Genomic DNA, 24,651 nt, shown 5'->3' with positions numbered 1-24,651 from the left:
AAAGCATGAACAGCGGCGCGAACCGCCTGATCGGCAGCCTGACGGGCGGCGACATGCGCCATGGCGCTGAAGCCGAATATGCGGTGGGCCGCCCCGGCCGCCGCCTCAGCATCTATCCCGGCCAGATGGGTTATGACCTGCAGGACGAGCTGGACCACCTGACCTATCGGGTGATGGAAGCCAATGTCTTCTTCGCCCCGCGCTTCCTGGCACCGGCCATGCCGCGGCTGGAAGAGCGCCAGATCCGGCTTGCCGTCATCAGGGACGAGGACGAGCGCCGTTCGCGCCTGCGTATGCTCTTTCCCTATTCGATCGAGAAGCCAGGCTTCTCCGTCGGCCCCTCGATCCTACGGGTCTGGTCGAACCCCTTTGGTCCGCTTGGCACGCCGCTGGTCGACGCCGAGGGTGCCGCCGAAACGTTTGACAATCTTCTGGAGGTGATTGGCCGCGCGGAAACAAAGCTGCCCGGGGTCATCGTGCTCCCGGATCTGCGGCTGGAAGGCCGCTTTGCCCAGCTCGCCCGCGCCGTCGCCATCGGTCGTGATCTGCCGCTGACGGTGACCAATGCTTACGAGCGCCCCATGCTGGAAAGCCTGGAGGACGGCGAGACCTATCTGCGCGGCACGCTCAACAAGAACCACCTGCGCGAGATGCGGCGCCAGTTCCGCCTGCTCTCCGAACTCGGCCCCGTGATCTACAACGTTGCCCGCCAGCCCGAGGAAATCCGCCTGCGCATGGAGGAATTCCTGGCCCTGGAAGCGAGCGGCTGGAAGGGTCGCAAGCGCTCGGCCATGGTCAATGACCGCCTGCGCGCCGCCTTTGCCCGCGAAGCGATCACCAATCTCGCCGAAGCCGACCAGGTCCGCATCCACACGCTTGATCTCAACGGTCGTGCGATCGCCTCGATGGTCGTCTTCATCATGGCGGGCGAAGCCTATACCTGGAAGACCGCCTTCGACGAAACCTATGCCCGCTATTCGCCGGGCAAGCTGCTGGTCGCAGACCTCACGGAATGGCATCTCGACGACGCCAACATCCAGCGCACGGACAGTTGCGCCATGCCCGACCATCCGATCATGGCGCGTTTCTGGAAGGAGCGCGAACCGATGGGCACACTGGTCATCGGCCTGCGCACCAATACCGACCGCGACGTCCGTCAGGTCGGCGCGCAGCTGCACATGTACCGCAACACCCGCAACATCGCCCGCATCCTGCGCGACAAGGTGCTGAACAGACGCTTCGGCGGCTGATCGCCGATCCAGGCATGGCTTCTAAAGGTCAAGAGATTGCTGCCGAAGACCGTCGGTTTCAGCCTCTGCGCGCGGATGCGGGCACGGAATCGACACCCATGTTTGCCGGCTCTGCCGTAGCCTTGGCGATCTCGCCATCCCGCAGAAACCGTCGGATCACCTTGCCGCTGGTGGTCAGCGGCAACTCTCCGACGAAATCGATCTCGCGCGGATATTCATGCATCGACAGCCTGTGTTTCACCCAATCGCGGATCTCGGAAGCGAGCGCCTCGCCCGGCACGAAACCCGGCTGCAACACGACGAAGGCCTTGACGATTTCGGTCCGGAGCGGATCCGGCTTGCCGATCACCGCCGCCAGCCGAACCGCCGGATGGCCGCTCAGGCAATCCTCGATTTCCGCCGGCCCGATGCGGTAACCGGACGAGGTGATCACATCGTCGTCGCGGCCGAAGAACTGCACATAGCCCTCCTCGTCCTGCCGCCCGAGATCCCCGGTCTTCATCCAGTCGCCGACGAACTTTCCCTCGGTCGCCTCGGGATTGTTCCAGTAGCCGAGGAACATCACCGGATCCGGCCGGCGTACCGCGACCTGCCCCGTCTCGCCAGCCGGCAGCACGCGACCGGCGTCATCAATGATCGCGACCTCATGCCCCGGCACGGCCTTGCCGATGAAGCCGCCCTTCGTGACACCCAGATGCGCCGCCGAAGACAGCACGAAATTGCATTCCGTCTGGCCGTAAAACTCGTTGGGCACGATGCCGAGCGCCGATTTCACCCATTCATAGGTTTCGCGCCCGAGCGACTCACCGGCGGATCCGATGCTGCACAGGACAAGATCATACTGCGCCCGCGGGTTCTCCACCGCCTTCAAGAGCCTCAGCGCCGTCGGCGGAATGAAGGCGTTTTTCACCTTCATCTCGGCCATGATCCGGAAGGCCATCTGCGGATCGAACTTCTGCGCCGGCGACGAGACGACCGGCACGCCGAGCATCAGCGCCGGCAACAACGCATTGAGCAACCCGCCCGCCCAGGCCCAGTCGGACGGCGTCCAGATCTTGTCGCCCGGCTGTGGCAGGAATTCATGCGCCAGCTGGAAACCGGGAATATGCCCCGCCAGCACCCGGTGCCCATGCAGCGCACCCTTCGGCGGCCCCGTGGTGCCCGAGGTATAGATCATCAAGGCAGGCTCATCCGGTCCGCTCTCGACCACATCGAAGACCGAAGGCCGGCCGTCGAGAAGTTCGGCAAAGCCGAGCACACCATCGCCTTGCCCGTCAATCGACACGATCTCGCGCAAGTCCGTGAGCTGAGTCCGGATCGGCTGGAGCCGCGACAGGCCGAACGTGTTGGTGACGACAACGCTGGCACCCGCATCCTTCAGCCGATATTCCAGCGCCTCTTCGCCAAACAAGAGCGCCAGCGGCAGCGCGATCGCTCCCATCTTGTAGATGGCCACATGGGCAATGACCGTCTCGAAACATTGCGGCAGGAGAAGCGCCACGCGGTCACCGCGCCGCACTCCGAGCCCGGTCAGCGCATGGGCAAACCGCGACGATTGCGCCGATAGCACACCATAGGTCATCGACAGATGACGGCCATCCGGGGAAAAATGCTCAAGGCAGACCTGATCCGGCACGCGCGCCGCCCAGTCATCGGCCACCACCCGCCCGATGTTGAAATCGGCAGGGATTTCCCAACGGAAATCGCGGCGAAGATCGTCAAAGCTATCGCGAGGCGTCAGCAGCATGGCAAGGGGTCCGTGTCCTCATGCCGGCTGTGCTAACATCCATCTCGCACCTGCACAATGTTTGTCCCGCAACAGCGTAAACGGGGTGCGGGAACATGAGGGGGCAAGGGACACTGCAATCAACGCCCAACGACCAGTCGGCCTGGAGATCGCCGCCTGTTGCCGCGCCGGCATCCGGATCGGTGATCGCAACCTCAGCCCTTCGGCTTGGCCGCATCACCCTTCATGTGAGCAACCAGCGCCGGCAGCTCGCCCGCGCGCACCATCTGGGCCGGTGTGCGACCGCCAAACGCAGCAAGGTGATGGCTGCGATACCACTTTTCGGCAGCAGCACCAGGACCGACGATCTTCGCCGCCAGAGCCAGCACCAGAGCCTTGGCCTCGGTCGGCGAAACCGTATTGGCTTCGATGGCCGCGTCCACACGGGCAACGGCAGCCTTGACCGATTGCTGCCGCAGGTTCTGGCGCAAGGCCACGGCCTTGGGCGCGATCGGAGCAACAATATTGATGCGGGCCTTGCCGTCCGAGCCGGGAGCAGCCACGGCCCCTGCCGGCTTCACCGGGGATTTCGGCAGCAACGCCGCATCCACGCTCACCTGCAGGACGGGCTGCGGGATACGGATTTTCTTGCCGGACGTCGTCATGCCAGTGCCTTCCGTTGAAATCGGGTGTTTCGGCGTCACAGCACCGAAGGCGGCCACGCGCTGCAAAACCGCAAAGCCGCACTGTCGCCGTCTCTAGCAGCTTGCCACCATCCCTTCAACCGGAAGGCAAAATGCCGACGAGCCGCCCCTCCCGATTTCCAGATCCTTGGCCAAACCTGGCCAAACCTGTGCGCCGCGTCCGACCGGAACCTCAGCCGAACTCCAGCTCACGCATCATCCCCCGTACGCGCTGCCGCTCAGCCCCAGCCCCCCGAATACAAACCCGCCCAACGCATCGGAACCTGCCCAGCGACGGAGGCGCAACAGCATGCTCTCTCCCGCAAAACCGCACCTGCCAACCGCTGACGGCCCCGGCTCGGACAGCCCGTATCCGGTCCCAATCGACGCCTCATTCCGACCGAAAGGCCTTCGAGAAGAAGTCGGTAAAGGGCTTGGTGAGATAGGAGCCGACGGTCCGATCCGTGGTGCGCAGGAAGGCCTCGACCGGCATGCCCGGTTTCAATGCCAGATCCTTGCCGTCATGCTCCAGCGTCAGCCGCGCCTCGTAATAAGCGGCGCGGCTCTGCGGATCGACAATAAGGTCCGGGGAGATCCGCTCGACCGTGCCCTTCAACTCCGGTGTCAGGCGCTGGTTGAAGGCGGAGAAACGCAGGAAGGCGCTTTGCCCCATATGCACCTGATCGATGTCCTGCGGCGAAATTCGCACATCCGCCACCAGCAGGTCCGATTGCGGCACGATCAGCATCAGCGTTTCCTGCGCCAGAATGACCCCGCCGATCGTGTGAATGCTGAGTTGATGGATCGTCCCGTCCTGTGGCGCCCGGATATCCAGCCGCCGCAACTGGTCTTCCGCAGCGACCTTGCGCTCCTTCAGCTCCGACAGCGACGAACTGACGTCGTTCAGCTCTTTCGCCACATCGCCGCGCAATTGCTGATCGATCTGGAAGATTTCCAGATTGGTTTCGGAAATTCGCGCTTTCGCCTGGGCGATGCTCGCCCGGATCCCGGCCAGTTCGCCATCGAGGTCGGCCTTTTCCCGCTGCGCCGTGTTGAGGCGGGAATACTGCACCAGCTTCTGCGTCCACATCTTCTGGGCAAGCGCGAGATCCTTGCGGGCGAGATCGACCTGCACGTCCATCGCCGTCGCCTGCTCTTCGAGACCGGTCACCTGTTCGCTGAGCTGCACGATGCGTTCCTGCAGCTGGGCCTTCTGCCCTTCGCGCGCCTCTCGACGCAGGGCAAAGGCCCGTGTCTCGTTCGTCAGGATATGCTGGACGCCCTCATCCTGGCTGCGCCCCAGCAATTCGGCATCGAATGTGATGGTCGCCTGCCCGTCTCGCTCCGCCAGCAGCCGCGCCCGTTTCGCCACCAGCTCGTCCAGCGAATTGCTGACGATCGCGAGATTGGCCGCGGCCACCGTCGCGTCGAGCCGTGCCACGACATCGCCGGCCCGCACCCGCTGCCCGTTCGACACCAGGATTTCGGCGACCGTTCCACCCGCCGGATGCTGGACCTTCTTCACCTCGGAATTGACCACCACCGTTCCGCCGGCAATGACCGCCCCTGATATCTCGACGGTAGCCGCAACGCCGCCCCCCGTCGTCAGCAAGGCAAGCGCTGCGGTCGCCAGCAAGAGATTGCTGCGGATGGAGCGCGCGAGCAGGCGGGAGCGTTCCGAACTCATGCCCGTTCTCCCATCACGAGACGTCGATCTCCGGTCGAGCCGATGGCAATGGCGCCCGCGTCTCGTGTTCCCGCATCACCGGTTTCATCATGCCTCTCCGCGCTATCTGCCGCAGCGGCAGCCGGATGCGGCGAAGCCGGCACCGGACGGATCAGGTCGCGCTTGCGCTCCAGCATCTGCGTCTGCCCTTCGCTTACCAGCATGACCTGATCGCAGGCATCAAGCGCGCTGGCCCGATGGGCGATGACGATGGCGATCCCGCCCCGGGCACGCACATGGCGGATGGCCGATGTCAGCGCCGCCTCGCCCGCCTGGTCGAGGTTGGAATTCGGCTCGTCCAGCACGACAAGGAAGGGATCTCCATAAAGCGCCCGCGCCAGACCGATGCGCTGCCGCTGGCCGGTTGAGAGCACATTGCCGCCTTCCCCGATCTGCGTGTCATAACCATCGGGCAGGCGCAGGATCATCTCGTGCACACCCGCTGTGCGCGCCGCAGCGATGATCGCCTCGCTCGTTGCCGCGCCGTCGAAGCGGCCAATATTTTCCGCAACGCTGCCGGACAGAAGTTCCAGGTCCTGCGGCAGGTATCCGATATGCCGGGAGAGCATCTGCGGGTCGAAATGGTCGAGTAGCGTTCCGTCGAGCCGGATCGAGCCCCGCGTTGCCGGCCATGCGCCGACCAGGACGCGCGCCAGGGTCGACTTGCCTGCCGCACTCGGCCCGACCACCGCCAGCGCCGATCCCGCCTGCAGGCTGAAGCCAGCCTTCTGCAGGATCAGGCTGGAGCTTCCGGGAGCCGCGACCGCCAGACTGTCGACATCGAGCCGCGCAACCGGCGCCGGCAGGGCCAGCCGTTCGGCCGGCGCCTGCCCGCCAAAGGTCTTGCTCAGACGACGCCAGCTCTGGCTTGCCGCGATGAAGGTGCGCCAATGCGCGATCGACACCTCGACCGGCGCCAGCGCCCGCGACACCAGAATACCGCTGGCCACGATCATGCCCGAGCTCACTTCGCCCTTGATGAACAGGAAGGCGCTAAGCGCCAGGATCGCCGACTGCAGGAACATCCGGAACGCCTTCGACATGGCGCCGAAACCCGATGCGACGTCGCTCAGAGAAAGCTGGGTATCGACGAAGGCGCCGTTGAGCCCGGACCAGCGGGCCGACAGATGCGGCACCATGCCGAGAACCCGCACCGCCTCCGCATTGCGCGATGTCGCCTCCGCCATGCTCGATTTCTGCATCGACAGCACGGTCGCCGTAAGCGAGGTTCGGCGCGACGACAGATCGGTCGCCAGCGTCAGGCAGAGCAGGACAAGCGCGCCGGTCAGCGCCGCCATGCCGATCCAGAAATGGAAGACGAAGCAGATCAGCATATAAAGCGGGATCCACGGCAGGTCGAAGAGCGCGCTGGGACCTGGTCCGCCCAGGAAGGCGCGGATCTGGTCCATGTCGCGCAGCGGCTGCAGCCCCTCCGCGCTCGTGCGCGATTTGAGCGGACCTGCCGCCGTCATGGCGAAACAGGCTTCGCTGGCCATGCTGTCGACATAGGCGCCGACACGGGCGAGGATCCGGTTGCGCAGCAGGTCCAGCAAACCCTGACAGGCATAGAGACCGACCAGGATCACCAACAGAGAAACCAGTGTCGGGACACTGCGGCTGGGCAGCACCCTGTCATAGACTTCCAGCATGAACAGCGGACCGCTGAGGAAGAGCACATTGATCAGGGCACTGATCAGAGCGACACCGACAAGCGCACTGCGGCACCGGGAAAGCGCTTCCCGAAGCCAGAGACGCTGAGACCCCTTGGATGGGGGCAGGGAAACGGTCGACGACAAAGGCCGGCTCATGCCTGCCCCTCCCCGTCCTGCAGGCGGGCCTTGCGCGGCCGCCCCCGCTGGCGTTTGCCGAGCCCTGTCGCCTTGGCCATGTTCGAGCGCTGGGCCGCATAGGCCGGCGACGTGACCGGATGATCCGGCGGCAGGTTCCACCGCATGCGATACTCCTCGGGCGTCAGCTGGTGTTGCGCAGACAGATGCCGTTTGAGCGCCCGGAACGCCTTGCCGCATTCCAGGCAGACCAGCCGCTCCGCGCCCGGCGCAACGAAAGGAACGCTGCCCTCCGGTGGCTCCGGCCTGAGATTGGACAGGCTCAAGACCGTCCTGTGCGTCTGCTCCAGAAGGCTGGCCAGCTGTGTGGGCGGCACGATGTGATTGGCCACATAGGCCCGCACCAGATTGACGGTCAGCGCAACGGCACTTTCCGGGGAAATATCGTCGGTCGCTCCCTCAGGAGGCTCCTCCGGCAGTAGGTCTCTTTGCATTGTCGCACAGCATTTCTGCCGCCCCGGAATTAGCGTTGAATGGGCAAGTGTCGCTTGCTGTCGAGCTGGATACGCGCGGCTTCGAGGCCCCAGGCGAGCAGGTCGGATGCACGCGCCTTGGTCTGGGCTTCGACATAGCATCGCAATTCCGGTGCATTGCCGGAGGCCCGGTAATGCACGACGGCACCGTCTTTCAGGTCGAAACGGATGCCGTCCAGCCGGTCGACCGAGCGTATGCTGCCCACGGGGTCGAAATAGGTCTGCGCAAAGGCTTCGTCCTGCGAGAGACGGCCGAGAAAGTCCTGCGACTGGGCGGAGGCAACATCCTTCAGCCGGTCGGCCATCGCATGTCCCACCGGCAGATCGCCGACAATGGCCGAAAGCGGCCGCGCCGATTGCGCGACAAGCAGCAGCCCGGCCAAAATCGGCAGCACCGCATCGCGCGTGGGCAGCCGGCTGAGCGCGCGGCCCTGCCAGATGCCGTCCGAGCCGAGCAGCGTGCCGCCATTCGCCTCGAAGCCGATGATCCCGGTCTTGCCGGAGAGGGCGGCTGCCTCCATCGCGGCGATGACGAAAGGCGAGCCGACACGTGTCCGCACCACGTCAGCGGTGATACCGGAGCGCTCGATCACGCTGCCGGAGGTCACCGGTGTAACGATGGTCTGAAAACCGAGAAGCTTGGCCGCCAGAAGACCGACGACGTCACCACGCAGGATCGCGCCCGTTTCGTCGGCAACAAGGGGGCGATCCGCATCGCCGTCCGTCGAGACCACGGCGTCGAACCGCCCGGCCAGGGCCACTTCCGCGATATAGGCCACCAGCTCCGGCTCATGCGCTTCCGTATCGACCGGGATGAAGCGCGCGGCCCGGCCGACCGGCTCCACCTCGGCACCGAGGGCGCGCAGGAGGTCGACGAGCAGGTCGCGCGCCACCGAACTGTGCTGATAGACGGCAACGCGCCGGCCCTTCAGGCTCCGCGACCCGAACACGTCGACATAACGGCCGATATAGGCCGCATTGATCGAAGCGGCCTGCCTGTCGCCAATGACCTCGGCCTGCGCCAGGTTTTCAAGCGCCGGATCGTCGAGCAACGCCACTTGCGCCGCGATCGCCATCTCGTCCACCTTGGAGATCTCGCCCTGCGGCAGATAGAATTTCAGCCCATTGCGATCATCGGGGATATGGCTTCCCGTCACCATGATTGCCGGGCAACCACGCCGGATCGCTTCCAGCGCCAGCGCGGGTGTCGGCACGGCGCCGCAATCCACCGCCATCAGCCCCGCATGCTGGATCGCCGCACGGCAATCCTGCGAAATCGCAGGGCTGCTGGACCTGAGATCACGGCCAACCAACACCTGCCGGGTCTGCGGCGCGAGCAACAGCGCATGGCGAACGAACCCGATTGCATAGGCGCGTGACGGCAGACCGACCAGCTCGGTCACAAGCCCCCTGAGGCCGGAGGTTCCGAATTTCAGCCCCTCCGGAAGGGCCGTGGAACTGGCCCCCTGGGCGGGATAGGCGGAGGTTGACGACGGATGAGCAAGCGAAGAAGCGGCATCCATCACGACATCCCCATCACGATGCCCGCCGGCATCTGCGGCTGCACCTCGCCGCGGTCGAGATCCCGATCCAGCACGCCGAGGCCGGACTGCCGCTGCAGGTAGCGCGCGAGTTCGCCAAGTGCACAGATGATGTGGTAGAGCGAGCTGGCCGGGGCCGGGCCCGTCTTGAAGCTTCCGTCCTCCAGCATCACGTCATGCCAGGTGCCGCGCGCATCGACGTCGAGATAGGCGAGCAGGCCATGGCAGGCCTCCAGCGCATTCTGCTCGGCGAGCCACCGCTCTTCCCCCTCGCGGATTTCGGCCAGCGCAAGCCAGGCCTTCAGCCGCTCCGTCTGTGGCCAGAGCCGCGCCGTACCATCGGCGATCAGCCCGTCCGACCAGACTTCGTTCACGGCAACCCTGCGGCCGGGATCGACGCCGTGCTGCTCGGCGAAAGCGGCCATCCGTTCCGCCCGGTCACCAATCTTGCCGCCGGTCGCCTGTGACCAGCGGATCAGCAGCCAGGCCCATTCGAAATTGTGCCCGGGCTCGATGCGTGACCGCCCGTCCTCGTCGATCGGATCCCAATCGGCGGTGAAATACTCCCGGACGACCCCGTGCTCGGGATCATAGAAACGGCTCTTGAACAGAGCCACGATCTCGTCGGCGAGCATCCGCCACACCGGATTGGCATCGACAGCCATCCAGGCCAGCGCTGCCTCGAGCAGATGCATGTGCGGGTTCGAGCGCAGCGGATAGGGTGTCGACGTGTGGTCCTTGAAGCCGCCAGCGTGGTGCCCGAGCCGTTCGCGCAGGCTCGCCAAGGTCAGCATTGCCCGCCGCCGATAATCCTCGTCCTGGAGATGGGCGAAGGAATGCGCATAGGCAAACAGCAGAAACGCCTGATCGTAGAGGTGATGGTCCTGATCGACCAGTGCGTCGTCGTCGCTGAGCCCATGAAACAGCAACCCGTCCGGTGCACTGTAGTTGAGAAGGAAGCGATAGCCGTGCCGCAAACACGCTGCCGCCGCTGTCTTGTTCCAGCCCAGCCGCGCCGCCTCGCAGAAGCTGTAGACCTGCCGCGCAGTCACCCGCACACGCCGGGCCGATGTCGGAATGCGTCCCTCGCGGGAAATACTTTCGCAAAACCCGCCTCGAACGCGATCTATGCCGACAGTCGACCAGAGAGGGAGTATATCTTCAAAAAGCATCCGCCGAAATTGCATACCGGCGTCTTCGAGAGTCAGTGTAAAATTGCTATCGGAACCAAGATTGAATCTATTCGAGACTGCATTGGTGCGCATGCTCTCACTCCACCCATTCGGAAGGAGCTTATCGTTACCAATCAATTAATCGGTCCGTCGTTTACATGGATTAATGAAACCCAAAAAACAATTCCTAAAAAATCTATTTACACACTTGTTCATATGCTCAGATTTAGTATCATCCAGTCATAAGCAGTGCAGATGCCTGGCACGTACTTACTTATCGCAATATAATGCGGAGTTCCGGTCCCGCGATCGGAAAACGCGACAAGAAACTCAGGGGAAACAGTCAAGAGAACAGGACAGAGACGGCTCATGTCTGGGCACGTCTTGTACCTGGGATTTTCCGTGCGTCGAGATCAGCGGCGAACGGCCATAGTGAGAAGTGCAGCCATTTTCAGTCTGACATGTTGGCGTTGGGGACGTCGGAAAATGCACCATGTATCACCTTTCATGCGGCGCGTGGCACAGCTGCTGCCGTCGTCCGGACGCTCAAGTCCGATCCTGGATTCTGTCGGTTTTCGCTCAACCTGTCTTGAAAAGGGCAGCGAAATCCTGGGTGCGGGCACCAGCGTACGCCATGTGCTGACGATCGGACATGGCCTCGCGATGCGGTACCGCCTGCTGCCGGACGGCAGCCGCCAGGTCATCATGTTCCTCACCGCCGGGGACATCTGCAATCCACATATCTACCCGACAGTGATCGATCACGGCATCGCCGCCGTGACCCCGGTTCGCATCGACCGTTTCGACTGCGAGAGCCTGATCGGCCTCAGCAACAGCGTCGTCGGCCTGAACCAGGCCCTCTGGACACTGGCCGAAGAGCAGAACGCGATCATGCGCAATCACATCACCAGCCTCGGGCGCGGGGATGCCCGGGCCCGCGTGATCATGCTGCTGAAGGAACTGTCGCTCCGGCTTTCCGCAGCGGCCGGGCAGGTCGGGCCTGTCTTCATTCCGGTCACGCAGTCGCTGCTCGCCGATGCCATCGGCGTCACCCACATCCACTTCAACCGCATCATCGGCGACATGGGCAGGCGCGGCGTCATTGCCACCAGCCGCGGCGGCATCCTGGTGAACAGCATCTCGATGCTGGAAAAACTGGGCGAGGATCTGATCGTCGCCGCCTGACCTCCGGGCGGACGAATCCGGTCGCTCCTGAGAAACGTCGCAAATATCGTCAGGCGGATTGTAGATATATAAAAACGTCGAAAAGTCGCCCTTGGCGGCGGGGGAGACTGACGGTCTCGCCTGCCGCATTTTTATTTGAAAAAATTCACATTTTAATTGCGTTTTGGTTAACCAATGTTGATGTAGTGGCCGCTTTTATTTGTTTCAGTGAGGCTCTATACAAAGGAGCTGAGCATGAAGATCAGTATATTCGGTGCCGGCTATGTCGGCGCAGTGTCAGCCGCATGCCTCGTGAAGGAAGGCCACCACGTCACGGCGGTCGATCCGGATCCCAACAAGATCGGCCCGTTGATGGCCGGAAAATCGCCCATCATCGAGCCCGGCCTCGAGGAGATCATCCGCGACGGCGTCGCCTCGGGCAGGCTCACCGCAACCCATGATGCCGCAGCGGCGATTGCCGCGACGGATCTGTCGCTCATCTGTGTCGGCACGCCCTCCCTGCCGGACGGCAGCCTCAACACGGAATATCTGAAGCGCGTCGCCGAGGATATCGGTGCTGCCATCAAGCTGAAGAACACCTTCCACTCCGTCGTCGTGCGCTCGACCTGCCTGCCCGGCACCACCGAAAGCATCGTCGTCCCGGCCTTGGAAGCCGCCTCCGGCATGAAGGCCGCGGAAGATTTCGGCATCGCCTACCTGCCGGAATTTCTGCGCGAAAGCACGGCGATCAAGGACTATTACGACCCCGGCGTCATCGTCTTCGGTGCCTCCGACAAGTTCACGCTCGATCGGCTGGAATCGATCCATGCCCCGATCAACCGGCCGAAATTCGTCGTCGACATCAAGACGGCCGAAGGCATCAAATACACCAACAATGCCTGGCACGCCCTGAAGATCAGCTTCTCCAACGAGATCGGCAACATTCTGAGCAAGGCCGGCATCGACAGCCACGTCGCCCTCGACATTCTGTGCGCGGACGATCGGCTGAACATCTCCAAGGCCTATCTCACCCCCGGCTTCGCCTTCGGCGGCTCCTGCCTGCCCAAGGACCTGCGTGCGCTCATCAGCATGTCGCGCCGCCAGGGCACGCCGGCCCCGCTGCTCGAGGCGACGCTCTCGGCCAACGAAGTGCAGATCAACCGCGCCTACAGCCTGATTGCCAACCAGGGCAGCCGCAAGGTCGGCATCGTCGGCCTGAGCTTCAAGCCCGACACCGACGACCTGCGCGAAAGCCCCCTGGTCGAGCTGGCCGAACGCCTCTATGGCCGCGGTTACCAGATCAAGATCTTCGATCCGAACATCCGGATGAACCGCCTCACCGGTGCCAATGCGAGCTTCGTCAGTGCCCGCCTGCCGCACCTGGCCGAACTGCTCAACGAAGACATCGATTCCGTGCTTTCGGACTCCGATGTGATCGTGGTCGGCAACCGGGCCGAAATGAACGGGTCGCTGAAGCGGGTCAAACCCGAGACCCACATCATCGACCTGGTCCGCGTCGACAAGACGCTGCGCAGCGAAGGCAATTATCATGGCATCTGCTGGTGACTTCACCTACAGCCCGGCCGCGCACGTCCTGATGGTGCTGGGCATCGCTGTGGCAGCGACATCGCTGCCCAGCCAGGCCTATGCCATCATCGACAGCAAGACCGGGCTGGCGATCGGCCTGATCGGCGCATGGCGCTATGGCTGGGGCATCCTGCATTTCCTGCGCGGCGTTGTGTATCGCAGCTATATGTATCCGCGCATGAAACGCGCAGCGATGGCCAAGAAGAGAGAAGGCTTTGCCTCCTATCTCCTGGTCACCAGCTTTCGGATCCCGACGGAAACGACGATCGAAGTCTACCGTGCCGCCTTTGCCGCCGCATTGAAGGCGCCAGGTCCGGCCACGGTGGTGGCCTCGATCGTCGATCTCTCGGACCTGCGGATCATCAAGAAACTCTATGCCGCGATGGTGGCGGATACCGATCCCGTCGACCTCGTCATCGTCCGGATCGACGGCAGCGGCAAGCGCGATGCGCTGGCCTCCGGCTTCCGCGCCATTGCCCGTCTCTTTCCCGCCCCGGATGCCATGGTGGCGGTGATCGACGGCGACAGCATGGTTCCCGAAGACCTTGTCGAACAATGCGCGCCCTTCTTCCATGATCCGAATGTTGGCGCTCTGACCACGGACGAAATCGCCGAAGTGCATGGGAAGTGGATCTTCCAGCAATGGTGGGCCCTGCGCTTCGCCCAGCGCCATATCCTCATGTCCTCCATGGGCCTCTCGCGCCGCGTCCTGACGCTCACCGGCCGCATGTCGATGTTCCGCGCTTCGATCATCTGCAATCCCGATTTCGTCGCCCAGGTCGAGGTCGACTTCATCGACCACCCGAGGCTTGGCCGCTTCAAGTTTCTGACGGGGGATGACAAGTCGAGTTGGTTCTGGCTGCTGCGCAACGGCTACCAGATGCTTTATCTGCCGGACGTGATGGTGAAGACCATCGAGGATCCGCCATCCAAGAGCTTCTTCGGCTCCGCCGCCATGCTGATGGTCCGCTGGTACGGCAACATGCTGCGCACCAACAGGCGTGCCCTGGCGCTCGGACCGCGCCGGATCGGATACTTCGTCTGGTGGGCCATCCTCGATCAGCGTTTGTCGATGTGGACTTGCCTGGTCGGCGTCACCAGCGCCATCCTGGCCACACTGCTGGTCTCGCCCTTCACCCTTCTGGTCTATGGCGTCTGGATCCTCGCCTCACGCTACGCGATCACGCTTTCGCTGCTGACCGCCCGGCGCCAGGTCTCGATCGTGGCACCCCTGCTGCTCTACTTCAACCAGATCTTCGGCTCGGCGATGAAGGTGTTCATCTTCTTCCATCTCGATCGCCAGAAATGGACACGCCAGAACACGACGCTTGCCAAGGCAGACCGCAACTGGCTCGCCACCTACCGCAAATACGAATCCAAGCTCTACCAGTCGGTCAGCATCCTGGCACTGATCACCGCCTGCAGCTTGATGATCGGCATCACCACCATTCCCCGCCTGTGAACACGAACCGGAGTCTCGATCATGAGAGGCATATCTTACGAAGCTGAACTCCAGCGTCAGCACCCCCGATATCCATTGCCCATGAAGGCCACGATCGACGGACGGGAATATGACGTGCACGATTGGTCGATGAATGGCTTTGCCATCAACGCCAAGGGTTTCTCCGCCGGCAAGAAGGTGATGGCCCACCTCACCATTCCCTTCAGCGGCTATCATTTCAGCCTGACCCATGTGCCCTCCGAGGTTTTGTACGCAACGGATAGCGAGGGGCGCACCAGCCTCGTTTTCACCGCCCTGGAAGACAGCCAGATCAGCCTGTTGCGATACATGACCGACGCCATCATTTCCGGCGAGGTCGTCAGAGCCGGTGACGTGCTCGATGTCGCCCGTCGCACGGACATGGTCCGCTCCAAGCAGGTGCCGCCGCCGCCGCGCCTGTCGACCGGAGGCCGCATCGCCCAATTGGGTCGCCGCGTGGCGGCCACCGCCGGTGTTGCCGCCATCGGTGCAGCGCTCGTCGCCTTCCTCTCGGCGAATGTCTATGACGAACTCTATGTGGTGCGCCCGGAAAGCGCGAGCATTGCCGCCAAGACGGTCAATGTCGCCTCCCCGGCCGTCGGACGTATCACCTTCCTCAACGAAAAGGCGCAACTCGCCTTCGGCGAACCGCTGATCACGGTCAATCCGGCTGTCGGCGATCCCATCACGGTGGAATCCCCCTGCGACTGCGTCCAGACCGAACAGCGCTTCGCCAGCGGCGATTTCGTCCGCACCGGCGATCCCATCGTCCGGCTGATGCGCGCCGACGCCCCGATCGTGGTCTCGGCCGCCGTCAGCGACAACAAGCTGATGAGCCTTTACGGCGTGAAGAGCGCGTCGCTCGTCTATCCCGATGGCACCCATGTCAGCAATGCCGAGATCCTCTGGCTGCCTGGCAAGGGCGGATCGCAGTCGGATCTGCCGCGTGATCCCCTGACCGTGCTGATCGCCCCGAACAAGACGCTGTCCACGGACATGATCGGCCAGCCGGTCGAGGTTCGCTTCGATCTCTTCGGCGAAAGCGCGATCGGTCGCCTCGTCCACACGGTCGCTGGCGTATTCGGCACGGAAACGGCCGCGCAGGAGATCAAGCCATGACCCGGATCCGTCCCGTCATTCTCTGCGGCGGCTCGGGCACCCGCCTCTGGCCGCTGTCCCGGCGCCTGGAGCCCAAACAGTTCCAGACGCTGGGCGGCGAGCACTCCCTCTTCCAGGGTACCCTCGCCCGCTTCCGCGATGGCGAGTTCGGACGCGCCACGGTATTGGTCAACACGCTGCAGGAACCCCGCGTTCAATATGAATTGCAGCAGATCGACCATCCGGCCGGGGCCCCGCTCGTGCTCATCGAACCGGCGATGCGCTCCACCGCACCGGCCATTGCCGCCGCTGCCCGTATTCTCGCCGCCGAAGATCCAGACGCCGTCATGCTGGTGGTGCCGAGCGACCACCGGATCGGCCGGCCCGACCGGCTGCAGGATGCCTATCGTGCTGCTCTTGCCTTCGTCGAGAAAGGCGGCATCGCGCTCTTCGGCATTCGGCCGACGGCACCGGAAACCGGTTTCGGCTATATCGAGGCCGAACCGGCAGGCGAAGGCGAGGTGTTGAAGGTCCTGAGCTTTGTCGAAAAGCCAAACTTCGATCACGCCTCCCGCCTCGTCGCCGATGGCCGCCACACCTGGAACAGCGGCATCTTCATGTTCCGCGCCGATACCATTCTCGCCGAGCTCGCCGACCACGCGCCGCACGTCCTGTCCGCAGTCGACGCCGGGATCGCGGAGGCAGGCCGAACGCAGAACAGCCTGCGCCTGTCGCAAAGCTTCTCCACCGCGCCGGAAATCTCCATCGACCATGCCGTCATGGAGCATTCGTCAAGGCTCGGCGTGTTGCCGGTCTCGCCGGAATGGAACGATCTGGGTTCCTTCGAAGCCCTGTGGGAAACCGGCCAGCACAATGGCGAGGAAAACGTCCTTAAGGGCGATGTGCTGCTGCGGGACGTTCGCCGCAGCTATATCAGCGGTTCGCGCCGTCTGATTTCGGTCATCGGCCTCTCCAACATCGTCGTGGTCGATACCGATGATGTCCTGCTGGTCGCGTCCCGCGCCCAGTCCCAGGACGTGAAGTTCATTGCCCAGCATCTGGCGAAGACCGGTCATCCCGCAGCCGATCGCCACCTCCTGCGCCAGCAGTCGGGCGGAAGTCGCCGCCTGCTCGAAGAAGGTCCGGGTTTCCGGGTCGAACGCATCGACATTCTGCCCGGCGCAACGCTCGAACTCGATCAGGACGATGTGCCGGCCTCGGTGAGCATCGTTGTGCTGTCGGGCGAAGCGATGCTCGGCCAGCCGGACGGAGAAACGGTCCTGACCCAAGGCTTCGGGCTGGATCTCCGCTCACGCCAGAAGCTGACCTTCAGCAATCCCGGCGATCAGACCGCGATCCTCATGCTGAGCGTCACACGCACGGCGGAAGAGGTCGGCAGCCTCGGCCAGCAGCGAAAGGTGGGCTGATGGCCGCGTTGTTGCCCCCCTCCGCCGGACCCCGGCTACGAATGGCCCTGCTCTCGGCCTGTCTCGCCTGGGCCGTGCCGGCCTCGGCATCCATCGAGAGCGAGGTCGACATGGCCCGCACCATCGTGACCGAAAGCACCGTAAAGCTGGATGCGGAGCGGGATCCTCATGCACGTGTCCGCCTGCTGGACGAGGCCGTGGATGCGATCGGCGTCCTGGAAGGGCTTGGACGCAACGATCAGGCCGATGACGGTGCGCAGAAGGCCTTGCAGGATCTGGCGGCCCAGGCGATCACGCCCGATGTCCTTCGCCTGAGCCTCGTCGAGGCCCTGACCGCGCTGATCGGCCCCGGCGATGCCGGCCTGCAGGCCGATCTCGATGCCAAGGCCGCGATGGAAACGATCCGGGACCCTGCCTACCGTTCTGCCGGCTGGTCGGCACTGGCCGCCGCCCATGTCCGCGCCGGCCAGGAGGCCGAAGCCGAACGTCTGGCGACCTTGGCCATCGAGGAAGCACGCGCGATCGAGCGGGATGCAACGCGAGACGGCGCGCTGAATGCCGCCGTGCTCGTTTTCCCGCGCGGCAAGCTCCCGGAGGGTATTCTGGAGATTGCCACCAATTCCGTCGTTCTCGCCCGGACGCGTGCCGAGATGTACCAGACGGTCGCTCTTGATGCGCTGGCCGCCGAGGGCATGGCCGATCCGGCCCCCGAGACGCTGACGACACTCGCCAAGGCGGCCCTTGCCGCGAAGGACCCCGCACGTGCCCTCGTCCTTGCCCAGGCACTCGACCGCGACGAGGACGTCCGCGCCGAATTCCTCGACGGCATCCTCCACATGGCGCTCGACAAGGGGGAAGACCTTTTGGCACTCCGGGCGGCAAAGTCCATGTCCCGCGACCGCGACCAGAACAAGGCGCTCCGCCAGGTGATCGACGCCCGCATCGACCGCAGCAAGGCACTGCGCGCCCGAGAGATCGTCCCCCTGTTGCTGACAGCCAAGGCCCGCATCGATGCCGATATCGCCATCGCCAAGGATCTCCGCCGTCAGGGTTATGTCGAGGCCGGCCGCGAGATCCTGCTGCAGAATGCCAAGCTGAAGCTCGACGATCCCAATGCCACGGCCAATCTCGTCTCGGCGCTTGCCACCTTCGCGGAATTCGGGCCGGCGCAAACCCTTGCCCGCGCATTGCCGGCCGGCGACGAGCGATCCTTTGCCATGGCCCGTCTGGTAAAGGGCCTGGCCGACGACGACCTACTGGATGAGGCAACCAAGCTGCTCTCCGAGATCTCGCGTGAGGAAGATCAGGACTATGCCCGATCCGGCATTGCCCGTGCCCTGGTCAAGCGTGGCGACACGCAGGCGGCGACCGCAAGTCTCGCCGAGATCGGCGCCGGGGCAAATCGCGACCGCGTCCTCGAAGCGCTTGCCGATCACGCCGTCGAGAAAGGCGATTTGGGGCTTGCCCGCGATTATCTGGCTCAGGCCACCGGCAAGGAAAGCCGCTGCCGCATCCTGATCGAGATCGCGCTTGCAACGCAGGGCAAGGCATCGGCCCGCGAGATCCTCGACGAGGCCCTGGCCCTGCTCGCCAACGAAAAGGATGTCGACGACAGCCGTGCCGAGATCGCGATCGCCTTTGCCCGCATTGGCGAACTCGCCCGCGCCGACAGCCTGCTCGACAGCTTGACCGATGAGGGTGCGCGCCGCGACGCCGAAAGCGAAATCGCCGATCTGCTCGTCAAGCAGGGCGCCCTGGCGCCGGCAGAAGGCCGGCTGGGGCGCCTGCCGGCCGATCTCGCCGCAACCCTGCGCGCGGATCTCGCCTATGCATCCTTCGAGAAGACCGGGGAGATCGAGAGCTTCGTCACCAGCGTCGCCGCTCTCCCCTGGCAGGCGCGCGTCCCGGCCCTGCGCCGCATGGCGGAGGCCCGGGCGAAAGCGCTCGACGTCAAGGGATGGCTGAACGATCCGCAGATCGATCCCTTGGCGTCGACCACACCAGCGGCAGCGGGCCAGCCGGCCGATTTCACCATCGGCCGGCATCAGATCCTCGCACCGGCTCCATCCACCCGGGCCCTGCCCGGCGTGAGCATGCCCGACATCTTCGAACACGACGCAGCCATGCTGCGAGGCCGCGTTCCAGCGCCTGACGCTGGCGTCGGCCACCTCGCCATTCTCGGCTTCAGCCCGTTCAGCCTCGAGGCCTTCAAGCTCAGCACCGGCGGCGAAGCTGCCATCCACCAGGTCCAGCTCTCCCAGCAGATGACCTGGCCGCGTTATATCGCCGTCGAAAAGGGCGTCGTAACGCTCGGTACGCTCCTGCGCGACCTGCCGGAAACCTCGGCGCGCCGCCTGCTGGTGGTCGACGGCGATGACCTTCTCGTCCGCGTTCCCATCATCGTCCTGCCCGGCGCGACGCTCTTGATGTCCGGCACCGAATTCAGCCAGTACAAGCTCGGCGTCCAGTCGGGTGCCTTCATCGCCGTTGCCGGACGCCTCGTCGTCCAGGATGCCGAAATCGTCGGTTACGACGAGATTGCCGGCCGCCCTGCGGTCGGGTCAGACAAGACACGGGCGAATTTCCGCCCCTTCATCACCGCCTGGGGCGGCAGCGACATCCAGATCGCCGGCAGCCGGCTTGCCATGCTGGGCTACGACAGCAGCAAGGCCTTCGGTCTCACCCAGTCCAGCGGGGCCGCCGTCCAGTCGCTCTATGCCTTCGACGACAACCGCCCGACCGGCAACATCGTCGACAACAGCTTCGAAAATCTGCGTTATGGCTATTACAGCTACGAAGTGGACCATGTCCGGGTCATCGGCAACGAATATCGCGACAACATCATCTACGGCATCGACCCGCATGACCGCTCCCGCCACCTGCTGATCGCGCTCAACACGGCCTATGGCTCCCAGAAGAAACACGGCATCATCGTCTCGCGCGAAGTCGACGACAGTTTCATCGTCGGCAATGTCTCCCTGCACAACAAGGGCTCGGGCATCATGCTCGACCGCACCAGCGTGCGAAACATCGTCTATGCCAACACGGCGGTGGCCAATGATGGCGACGGCCTCACCTTCTACGAAAGCGGCTGCAACATTGCTGCAGCCAATGATCTGAGCCGCAACCGCCGCGCCGGCTTCAAGATCCGCAACAGCGCCGATGTCGGCATGTACGACAACCGCGTCGACGCCAACACGCAGAGTGGAGCCGACATCTATGTCGCCGACCTGCGCCAGTCGCCCGAGGGCCATACCCGCAACTTCGAGCTCGATCCCTACCAGATGCTGGTCACCGCCGTGATCAGCGGCAATCTCTTCTCGGAGAATGCCGACGCCATCAATGTGGCGGGTGCGGCGCAGCTGCAGCTCGACGGCAACATGTATCGCCGCCAGCGCGACAATATCTTTGCCGGCGACCTGCGCCAGCTCTCTCCCTTCCTGCTCCGCCTGCGCGAGACATCCGCCTTGCTCACCGATGACAGCTGCGAACCGGAGGAGGCCGTACAAAGCTGCAATTTCGGCGGCTGGCCCCATCCACCCCGCAAGCGCAACATCTGCACCGGCATGATGCTGAGCCCGGCTCCGGCCGCAACCAGCGAGGCGGCGCGGGATGGCTAGCCTCACCTCCCTTGCGATTGCCGCCACTCTGTCGCTGGGACTTGCCCTTCCGGCAGCGGCGTCAGGCTGGGCGGGCCTCTTCGATGTCGAGAGCCGTGCCGCAACGCTCAAGACCGACGCCTATCGCGACATTCGCGCGCTTTGCCTCGCCGTCGCCATCGATCCCGCCTGGACCAAACTGAAGCCGATCCGCAGGCTGGCAACGACAGAAGGCTATGGCTCCGACACCTCTGCCGAGGATTTTTCCTGGGCCGTCATGGTGCTCTCCGGCCGGGCTCTCGCCGGCGACGCCGATGCCCGCCGCCGCCTGTCCGATCTGCTCGATCAATGGGCCGCTGCCGGAGCCTTCACCGAGACGGAAGAGATCAACGACGCCTATTATGCCCTCAAGCGCCAGCTGCTGCCGCTGAGTGTCGCCTATGCCATTCTCGAACCCGGCCTTGACGCCGAACGATCCGGTCGCCTGCGTTCCTGGATCGATGGCCTGGTCCGAAAGATCGATCACACCTTCGACGGCGACGTGGACCAAAACAATCACCGTGTGCTGGCCGACAGCGTGCTCGCCGTCTGGGGCGCGGAGACCGGCGACAAGGCCATGATGGAAAAGGGCCTTGCCCGCTATGAAACCGTCCTCGACGAAACCAGGTCCGACGGAACACTGGCCCTGGAGGCAAGACGCGGCGCGCGTGCCCTCTGGTACCAGCGCCAGACACTGTCGAGCCTCACGGTGATGGCGGAGACGGCGCGCGGCCATGGCTGGGACTTCTACAGCCAGACCTCGCCCGAGGGCCGCTCCTACGCCACCTTGCTCGGCGCACTGCTGAACGGCATTTCCTCCCCCATTCTGGTCGCGGTTTACGCCGCAGAAAACCACATTCCCGGGCCGGAAAAGGACTTCCGCCAGCTGGAGCTCGGTTTTCTCGAAACCCGTGGTCACGGCCGCCACTACATGGGCTGGGCGGAAGCCGCCATCCTGTCCGGCCACGGCCTCGCCTTCGATCGGCTGAAGGGTCTCTTTGCGCGCCAGGTCGTGGCGCGGCGACCGCTGATCGATGAATTCATTGGTGGAAATTCGACATGTTTCTGGGGGCAGCCATGAGAGGCCTTGCACATATTCTTGCCGTCGGCCTCGTGCTCTTCGGTCTGCTTCCGTCCGCATCCGCAGCCGAGGACACGGATCTCGCCGCGCGTTTCGCCAAGGAGCAGGCGCTGGTCGAGACCCTCTCCCGCAGCACCACGCCGCGTGATCAGCGCCAGCTGGGCGATCTCTATCGCGACGGCCTGATCTTCAGCGCCGACAACCCGATCCGCAAGGCCGACCGCGACGCCGCGATTTCCGCCTATCGCCGCGCAATCGAACTGGGTGACAACTCGCCCTCCGTCACCGTCTCGCTCGGACGCCTGCTGATGCGCCAATCGGGCGGCGAAGGCTTTGCCGAAATCGAGCAGGCCCTTCAGGCCCTGGCACTCCAGGGCAATGGCGATGCGACCTATCTGCTCGCCGTCGATGCGATGGAAAACCGTCACGTACCGTTGGAACAGGCGATCCCCCGGCTCGAAGCGGCCGCCATGCTCGGCAGTGCAGCCGCCGTCAACGATCTGCTCGCCGCCGGGGTCTCGGTCGGCGACACGCTCAGGCAGGCCGTTCTTGCCCGCCTGACGGAGCGCGCCGAAGCGGGTCAGGCGCCCGCTGCGCTTGCTCTTTTCCAGATCTATGCCGACGGCCTCCTGACCGAACGCGACCCGCAAAAGGCCATGCAATGGCTGGAGCGTGCGGCGCAGAACGATCCTGTCACGGCCGTCGAACAGCTGGGGGACCAGTATCTGACCGGCCTCAATGTCGAGCCCGATCCAGCCCGCGCCGCAGATCTCTTCCGTCAGGCCGCCCGCGCCGGCGGGCGCAATGCCGCACTCGCCCTTGGTCGCGCAGCCATCGCCGAAACCGGCATGCCCGTTTCGAGCGCCGAGGCCCGCTGGTGGCTGCAGCGGGCGAGCGAAGCCGATGTGCGTACCGCATCGGTGGAATTGTCGAACCTCGATCTGAAGATCGCCTTGGCCTTCGATGGAGCGCCGGAGGAACGACAGAAGTTGATCATGGCGGCGCTCGAACCGATCGCCGACGATCCGGATGCCCTCGCCAATCTTGCCAACCAGAATTGGCGCTCGGCCCAGTCCGAGGTGATTGGCAAGGTTCTGCTGCCCCTTCTGGAGAAACAGGCTCTGGACGGCCGGACCGTCGCGGCACTCGCCTACAATGCCTGGCTGGAAGCCAATGGCAGGCCCCTGCCTGATGCGGTCGCCCGCGCCCTCATCGAAAGCCTGCGCAAGACCCCCTTCGTCAGCGTCGGCTATTCCAATTTCACCGTCGCCGGCCTGGCCCTTGATGGCCGAATGTCGGAAGCCGTGCTCAGCCGCAATCAGGCGATCCGCCTGCTGTTCAAGGCAGCCGACGACAATGTCGGCCAGGCCATGCTTCGGCTCGGCCAGCTCTATCGTCAGGGCGATCAGCTGGCGCGCAGCGACAGCTTTGCCAAACGCTGGTTCATCCGGGCGGGCGAGCGCGCCGTCGAACGTGCCAATTGGGAGCTGGCAGAAATGCAGGCCGGCTCGCGCGATCAGGCCGAACGCGACGAAGCAGACCGCTTCTATCTCACCCAGATCGATGCCGGAGACCCACGCGGCGGTCTGGCCATCGTCGCGGCCCGCCTGCGTCAGGGAACACTGGACGGGATCGTGCTGGAACGGGCGAAATCCGTCATTCAGACCCCGACGGACACGATCGCTCTTGCATCCCTGCTTTTTTCCACCGGAACGCCCGGTTACGTCCAGGAAGCCGCAGCCCTTCTCTCCGGTCTCCGCCAGGATGAGCTGGAACCTGGCGATCTGGTGTCTCTCGGCCGGCTGAAGTCCGCCATGGCGGTCACGCCGGAGCAAACCGCCATGGCCTTTTCCATGCTCGAAAAGGCGGCGGAAAGCGGTTCGCAGGTTGCCCGCACCGCCCTCGCCGCAAGCTACCTGTCGTCGGTCATGCAGCGCGACAAGGTCCCGGCCGCCATTGCCATGCTGCAGCAGGTGCTCGTGGACAATCCGAAGGATCCGGAAAGCCGCCTCTTGCTTGCCCGCGCCTACATGCTCGGCATCGGGGTGGAGCGGGATGCCCGCAAGGCGGCATCTCTGGTCGCCGATGTGCGCAGCGAAAACGGCATGCGCATGCCGAAAGCCACCTTGCTGGAGGCCGATTGGCTTGCCTTTTCGTCTGCCGGCCGCAACCCCGCAAAGGCCGTCGCACTCCTCGATGCCCAGGCCGCCCGTGGTTCCTCGGCAGCCGAGCGGGCTCTCGGCGAGTATTACCTGAACGGCTTCGGCCCCGCGATCCGGCCCGATGCCGCCGCCACCCGCATGTATGAGGCGGCAAATGCCGGCGACAAGGAAGCGATGGCGGCCCTCGGCCACATGCTGTTGAACGGCTACGGTCTCAACCAGTCGCGTGAGGCTGGCCTCGGCTGGCTGGAGCGTGCCGCCAATGCCGGCAACACGGCCGCCATGTATGAGCTCTCCCGTGTCTTCGCCCTTCGGCCGGAGGCGGAAAGCGACACGCGTCAGGCCATTGCCTGGCTGCAGAAGGCGGCCGAGCGCAATCATCCCAATGCCGCCTATCAGCTCGGCCTTGCCTATCTGACCGGGGAATGGGTCGACAAGGACGTGACCCAGGCCTCGGTGTGGTTCGAGCGCTCGGCGCGCTCCGGAAATCTTCTCGCTGCCCGCACCCTGAAGGCGGTTCGCGACGGCATCACGGCCAAGGAGGCTGCGATCGTGTCCGACACCGCAGACTGAAGCCTGGGCCGATGGCCGCCACA

The 24,651-nt window shown here is 64.3% G+C and carries 16 protein-coding genes; 9 read left to right on the top strand and 7 right to left on the bottom strand.

The window, feature by feature from the left end; all coding sequences use genetic code 11:
* Positions 1-5: 5 nt before the first annotated feature.
* Entirely contained in the window at positions 6-1,250 is a 1,245-nt protein-coding gene (locus DFO46_RS19165) for a GNAT family N-acetyltransferase (RefSeq protein WP_245408895.1), read from the top strand.
* Between the two features lie 58 nt (positions 1,251-1,308).
* On the opposite strand, the gene DFO46_RS19160 is transcribed toward DFO46_RS19165, so the two are convergent.
* From DFO46_RS19160 to DFO46_RS19130, 7 genes are all read right to left on the bottom strand, one after another.
* Positions 1,309-2,997, bottom strand: a complete 1,689-nt coding sequence (locus DFO46_RS19160) for an AMP-binding protein (protein WP_120278584.1) — start codon at positions 2,995-2,997, stop codon at positions 1,309-1,311.
* 194 nt (positions 2,998-3,191) lie between these two features.
* Positions 3,192-3,641 carry a hypothetical protein gene (locus tag DFO46_RS19155; RefSeq protein WP_120278583.1) on the bottom strand — a complete coding sequence of 150 codons (450 nt, stop codon included), beginning with the start codon at positions 3,639-3,641 and terminating at the stop codon, positions 3,192-3,194.
* 409 nt (positions 3,642-4,050) lie between these two features.
* Entirely contained in the window at positions 4,051-5,346 is a 1,296-nt protein-coding gene (locus tag DFO46_RS19150; protein WP_120278582.1) for an HlyD family type I secretion periplasmic adaptor subunit, read from the bottom strand.
* Entirely contained in the window at positions 5,343-7,193 is a 1,851-nt protein-coding gene (locus DFO46_RS19145; RefSeq protein WP_120278581.1) for a type I secretion system permease/ATPase, read from the bottom strand. Before DFO46_RS19145 ends, DFO46_RS19150 begins: the two co-directional genes overlap by 4 nt.
* Complete coding sequence (locus DFO46_RS19140) at positions 7,190-7,666, bottom strand: MucR family transcriptional regulator (protein ID WP_110791061.1); 477 nt, start codon at positions 7,664-7,666, stop codon at positions 7,190-7,192. Before DFO46_RS19140 ends, DFO46_RS19145 begins: the two co-directional genes overlap by 4 nt.
* A gap of 29 nt (positions 7,667-7,695) precedes the next feature.
* The gene (locus tag DFO46_RS19135) at positions 7,696-9,228 is read right to left on the bottom strand and encodes a phosphomannomutase (RefSeq protein WP_120278580.1); all 1,533 of its coding nucleotides are present in this window, start codon (positions 9,226-9,228) and stop codon (positions 7,696-7,698) included.
* Positions 9,228-10,418, bottom strand: coding sequence for an AGE family epimerase/isomerase (locus DFO46_RS19130; protein WP_183041960.1), 1,191 nt, complete (start codon positions 10,416-10,418; stop codon positions 9,228-9,230). Before DFO46_RS19130 ends, DFO46_RS19135 begins: the two co-directional genes overlap by 1 nt.
* A gap of 486 nt (positions 10,419-10,904) precedes the next feature.
* Here DFO46_RS19130 and DFO46_RS19125 point away from each other — a divergent pair, with 486 nt between their 5' ends.
* The 8 genes from DFO46_RS19125 to DFO46_RS19090 all read left to right on the top strand — a co-directional run bounded on the left by DFO46_RS19125 (position 10,905) and on the right by DFO46_RS19090 (position 24,628).
* Positions 10,905-11,603 carry a Crp/Fnr family transcriptional regulator gene (locus DFO46_RS19125; protein ID WP_147412782.1) on the top strand — a complete coding sequence of 233 codons (699 nt, stop codon included), beginning with the start codon at positions 10,905-10,907 and terminating at the stop codon, positions 11,601-11,603.
* 234 nt (positions 11,604-11,837) lie between these two features.
* A complete protein-coding gene (locus DFO46_RS19120; protein WP_120278577.1) occupies positions 11,838-13,148 on the top strand; it encodes a nucleotide sugar dehydrogenase in 1,311 nt (436 codons plus the stop codon).
* A complete protein-coding gene (locus DFO46_RS19115; RefSeq protein WP_120278576.1) occupies positions 13,132-14,631 on the top strand; it encodes a glycosyltransferase in 1,500 nt (499 codons plus the stop codon). The genes DFO46_RS19120 and DFO46_RS19115 overlap by 17 nt, the downstream gene beginning before the upstream one ends.
* A gap of 21 nt (positions 14,632-14,652) precedes the next feature.
* Positions 14,653-15,768 (top strand): PilZ domain-containing protein, encoded by a 1,116-nt coding sequence (locus tag DFO46_RS19110; protein ID WP_147412781.1) that lies wholly within the window; start codon positions 14,653-14,655, stop codon positions 15,766-15,768.
* On the top strand, positions 15,765-17,174 hold the full coding sequence (locus tag DFO46_RS19105; protein ID WP_120278575.1) for a sugar phosphate nucleotidyltransferase: 1,410 nt from the start codon (positions 15,765-15,767) through the stop codon (positions 17,172-17,174). The genes DFO46_RS19110 and DFO46_RS19105 overlap by 4 nt, the downstream gene beginning before the upstream one ends.
* Before the next feature lie 41 nt (positions 17,175-17,215).
* Positions 17,216-20,794, top strand: coding sequence for a NosD domain-containing protein (locus tag DFO46_RS19100; RefSeq protein WP_183041959.1), 3,579 nt, complete (start codon positions 17,216-17,218; stop codon positions 20,792-20,794).
* Positions 20,787-21,893, top strand: a complete 1,107-nt coding sequence (locus DFO46_RS19095; RefSeq protein WP_120278573.1) for an alginate lyase family protein — start codon at positions 20,787-20,789, stop codon at positions 21,891-21,893. The genes DFO46_RS19100 and DFO46_RS19095 overlap by 8 nt, the downstream gene beginning before the upstream one ends.
* On the top strand, positions 21,890-24,628 hold the full coding sequence (locus DFO46_RS19090) for an SEL1-like repeat protein (RefSeq protein ID WP_183041958.1): 2,739 nt from the start codon (positions 21,890-21,892) through the stop codon (positions 24,626-24,628). Before DFO46_RS19095 ends, DFO46_RS19090 begins: the two co-directional genes overlap by 4 nt.
* Positions 24,629-24,651 lie beyond the last annotated feature (23 nt).

Origin of the sequence: Rhizobium sp. AG855 (genome assembly GCF_003610655.1) — a bacterium.
Classification (GTDB): Bacteria; Pseudomonadota; Alphaproteobacteria; order Rhizobiales; family Rhizobiaceae; genus Allorhizobium; species Allorhizobium wuzhouense.
Note: the sequence above shows the minus strand (reverse complement) of the source record. Positions and strands in the feature narration are given on the sequence as shown.

Bases quoted from the DNA above. Each gene is read 5' to 3' on its own strand.
- DFO46_RS19130 (WP_183041960.1), bottom strand. From the start codon at position 10,418: ATGCTTTTTGAAGATATACTCCCTCTCTGGTCGACTGTCGGCATAGAT.
- DFO46_RS19160 (WP_120278584.1), bottom strand. From the start codon at position 2,997: ATGCTGCTGACGCCTCGCGATAGCTTTGACGATCTTCGCCGCGATTTC.
- DFO46_RS19165 (WP_245408895.1), top strand. From the start codon at position 6: ATGAACAGCGGCGCGAACCGCCTGATCGGCAGCCTGACGGGCGGCGAC.
- DFO46_RS19125 (WP_147412782.1), top strand. From the start codon at position 10,905: ATGCACCATGTATCACCTTTCATGCGGCGCGTGGCACAGCTGCTGCCG.
- DFO46_RS19110 (WP_147412781.1), top strand. From the start codon at position 14,653: ATGAGAGGCATATCTTACGAAGCTGAACTCCAGCGTCAGCACCCCCGA.
- DFO46_RS19135 (WP_120278580.1), bottom strand. From the start codon at position 9,228: ATGGATGCCGCTTCTTCGCTTGCTCATCCGTCGTCAACCTCCGCCTAT.
- DFO46_RS19100 (WP_183041959.1), top strand. From the start codon at position 17,216: ATGGCCCTGCTCTCGGCCTGTCTCGCCTGGGCCGTGCCGGCCTCGGCA.
- DFO46_RS19090 (WP_183041958.1), top strand. From the start codon at position 21,890: ATGAGAGGCCTTGCACATATTCTTGCCGTCGGCCTCGTGCTCTTCGGT.
- DFO46_RS19155 (WP_120278583.1), bottom strand. From the start codon at position 3,641: ATGACGACGTCCGGCAAGAAAATCCGTATCCCGCAGCCCGTCCTGCAG.
- DFO46_RS19145 (WP_120278581.1), bottom strand. From the start codon at position 7,193: ATGAGCCGGCCTTTGTCGTCGACCGTTTCCCTGCCCCCATCCAAGGGG.
- DFO46_RS19095 (WP_120278573.1), top strand. From the start codon at position 20,787: ATGGCTAGCCTCACCTCCCTTGCGATTGCCGCCACTCTGTCGCTGGGA.
- DFO46_RS19115 (WP_120278576.1), top strand. From the start codon at position 13,132: ATGGCATCTGCTGGTGACTTCACCTACAGCCCGGCCGCGCACGTCCTG.
- DFO46_RS19140 (WP_110791061.1), bottom strand. From the start codon at position 7,666: ATGCAAAGAGACCTACTGCCGGAGGAGCCTCCTGAGGGAGCGACCGAC.
- DFO46_RS19120 (WP_120278577.1), top strand. From the start codon at position 11,838: ATGAAGATCAGTATATTCGGTGCCGGCTATGTCGGCGCAGTGTCAGCC.
- DFO46_RS19150 (WP_120278582.1), bottom strand. From the start codon at position 5,346: ATGAGTTCGGAACGCTCCCGCCTGCTCGCGCGCTCCATCCGCAGCAAT.
- DFO46_RS19105 (WP_120278575.1), top strand. From the start codon at position 15,765: ATGACCCGGATCCGTCCCGTCATTCTCTGCGGCGGCTCGGGCACCCGC.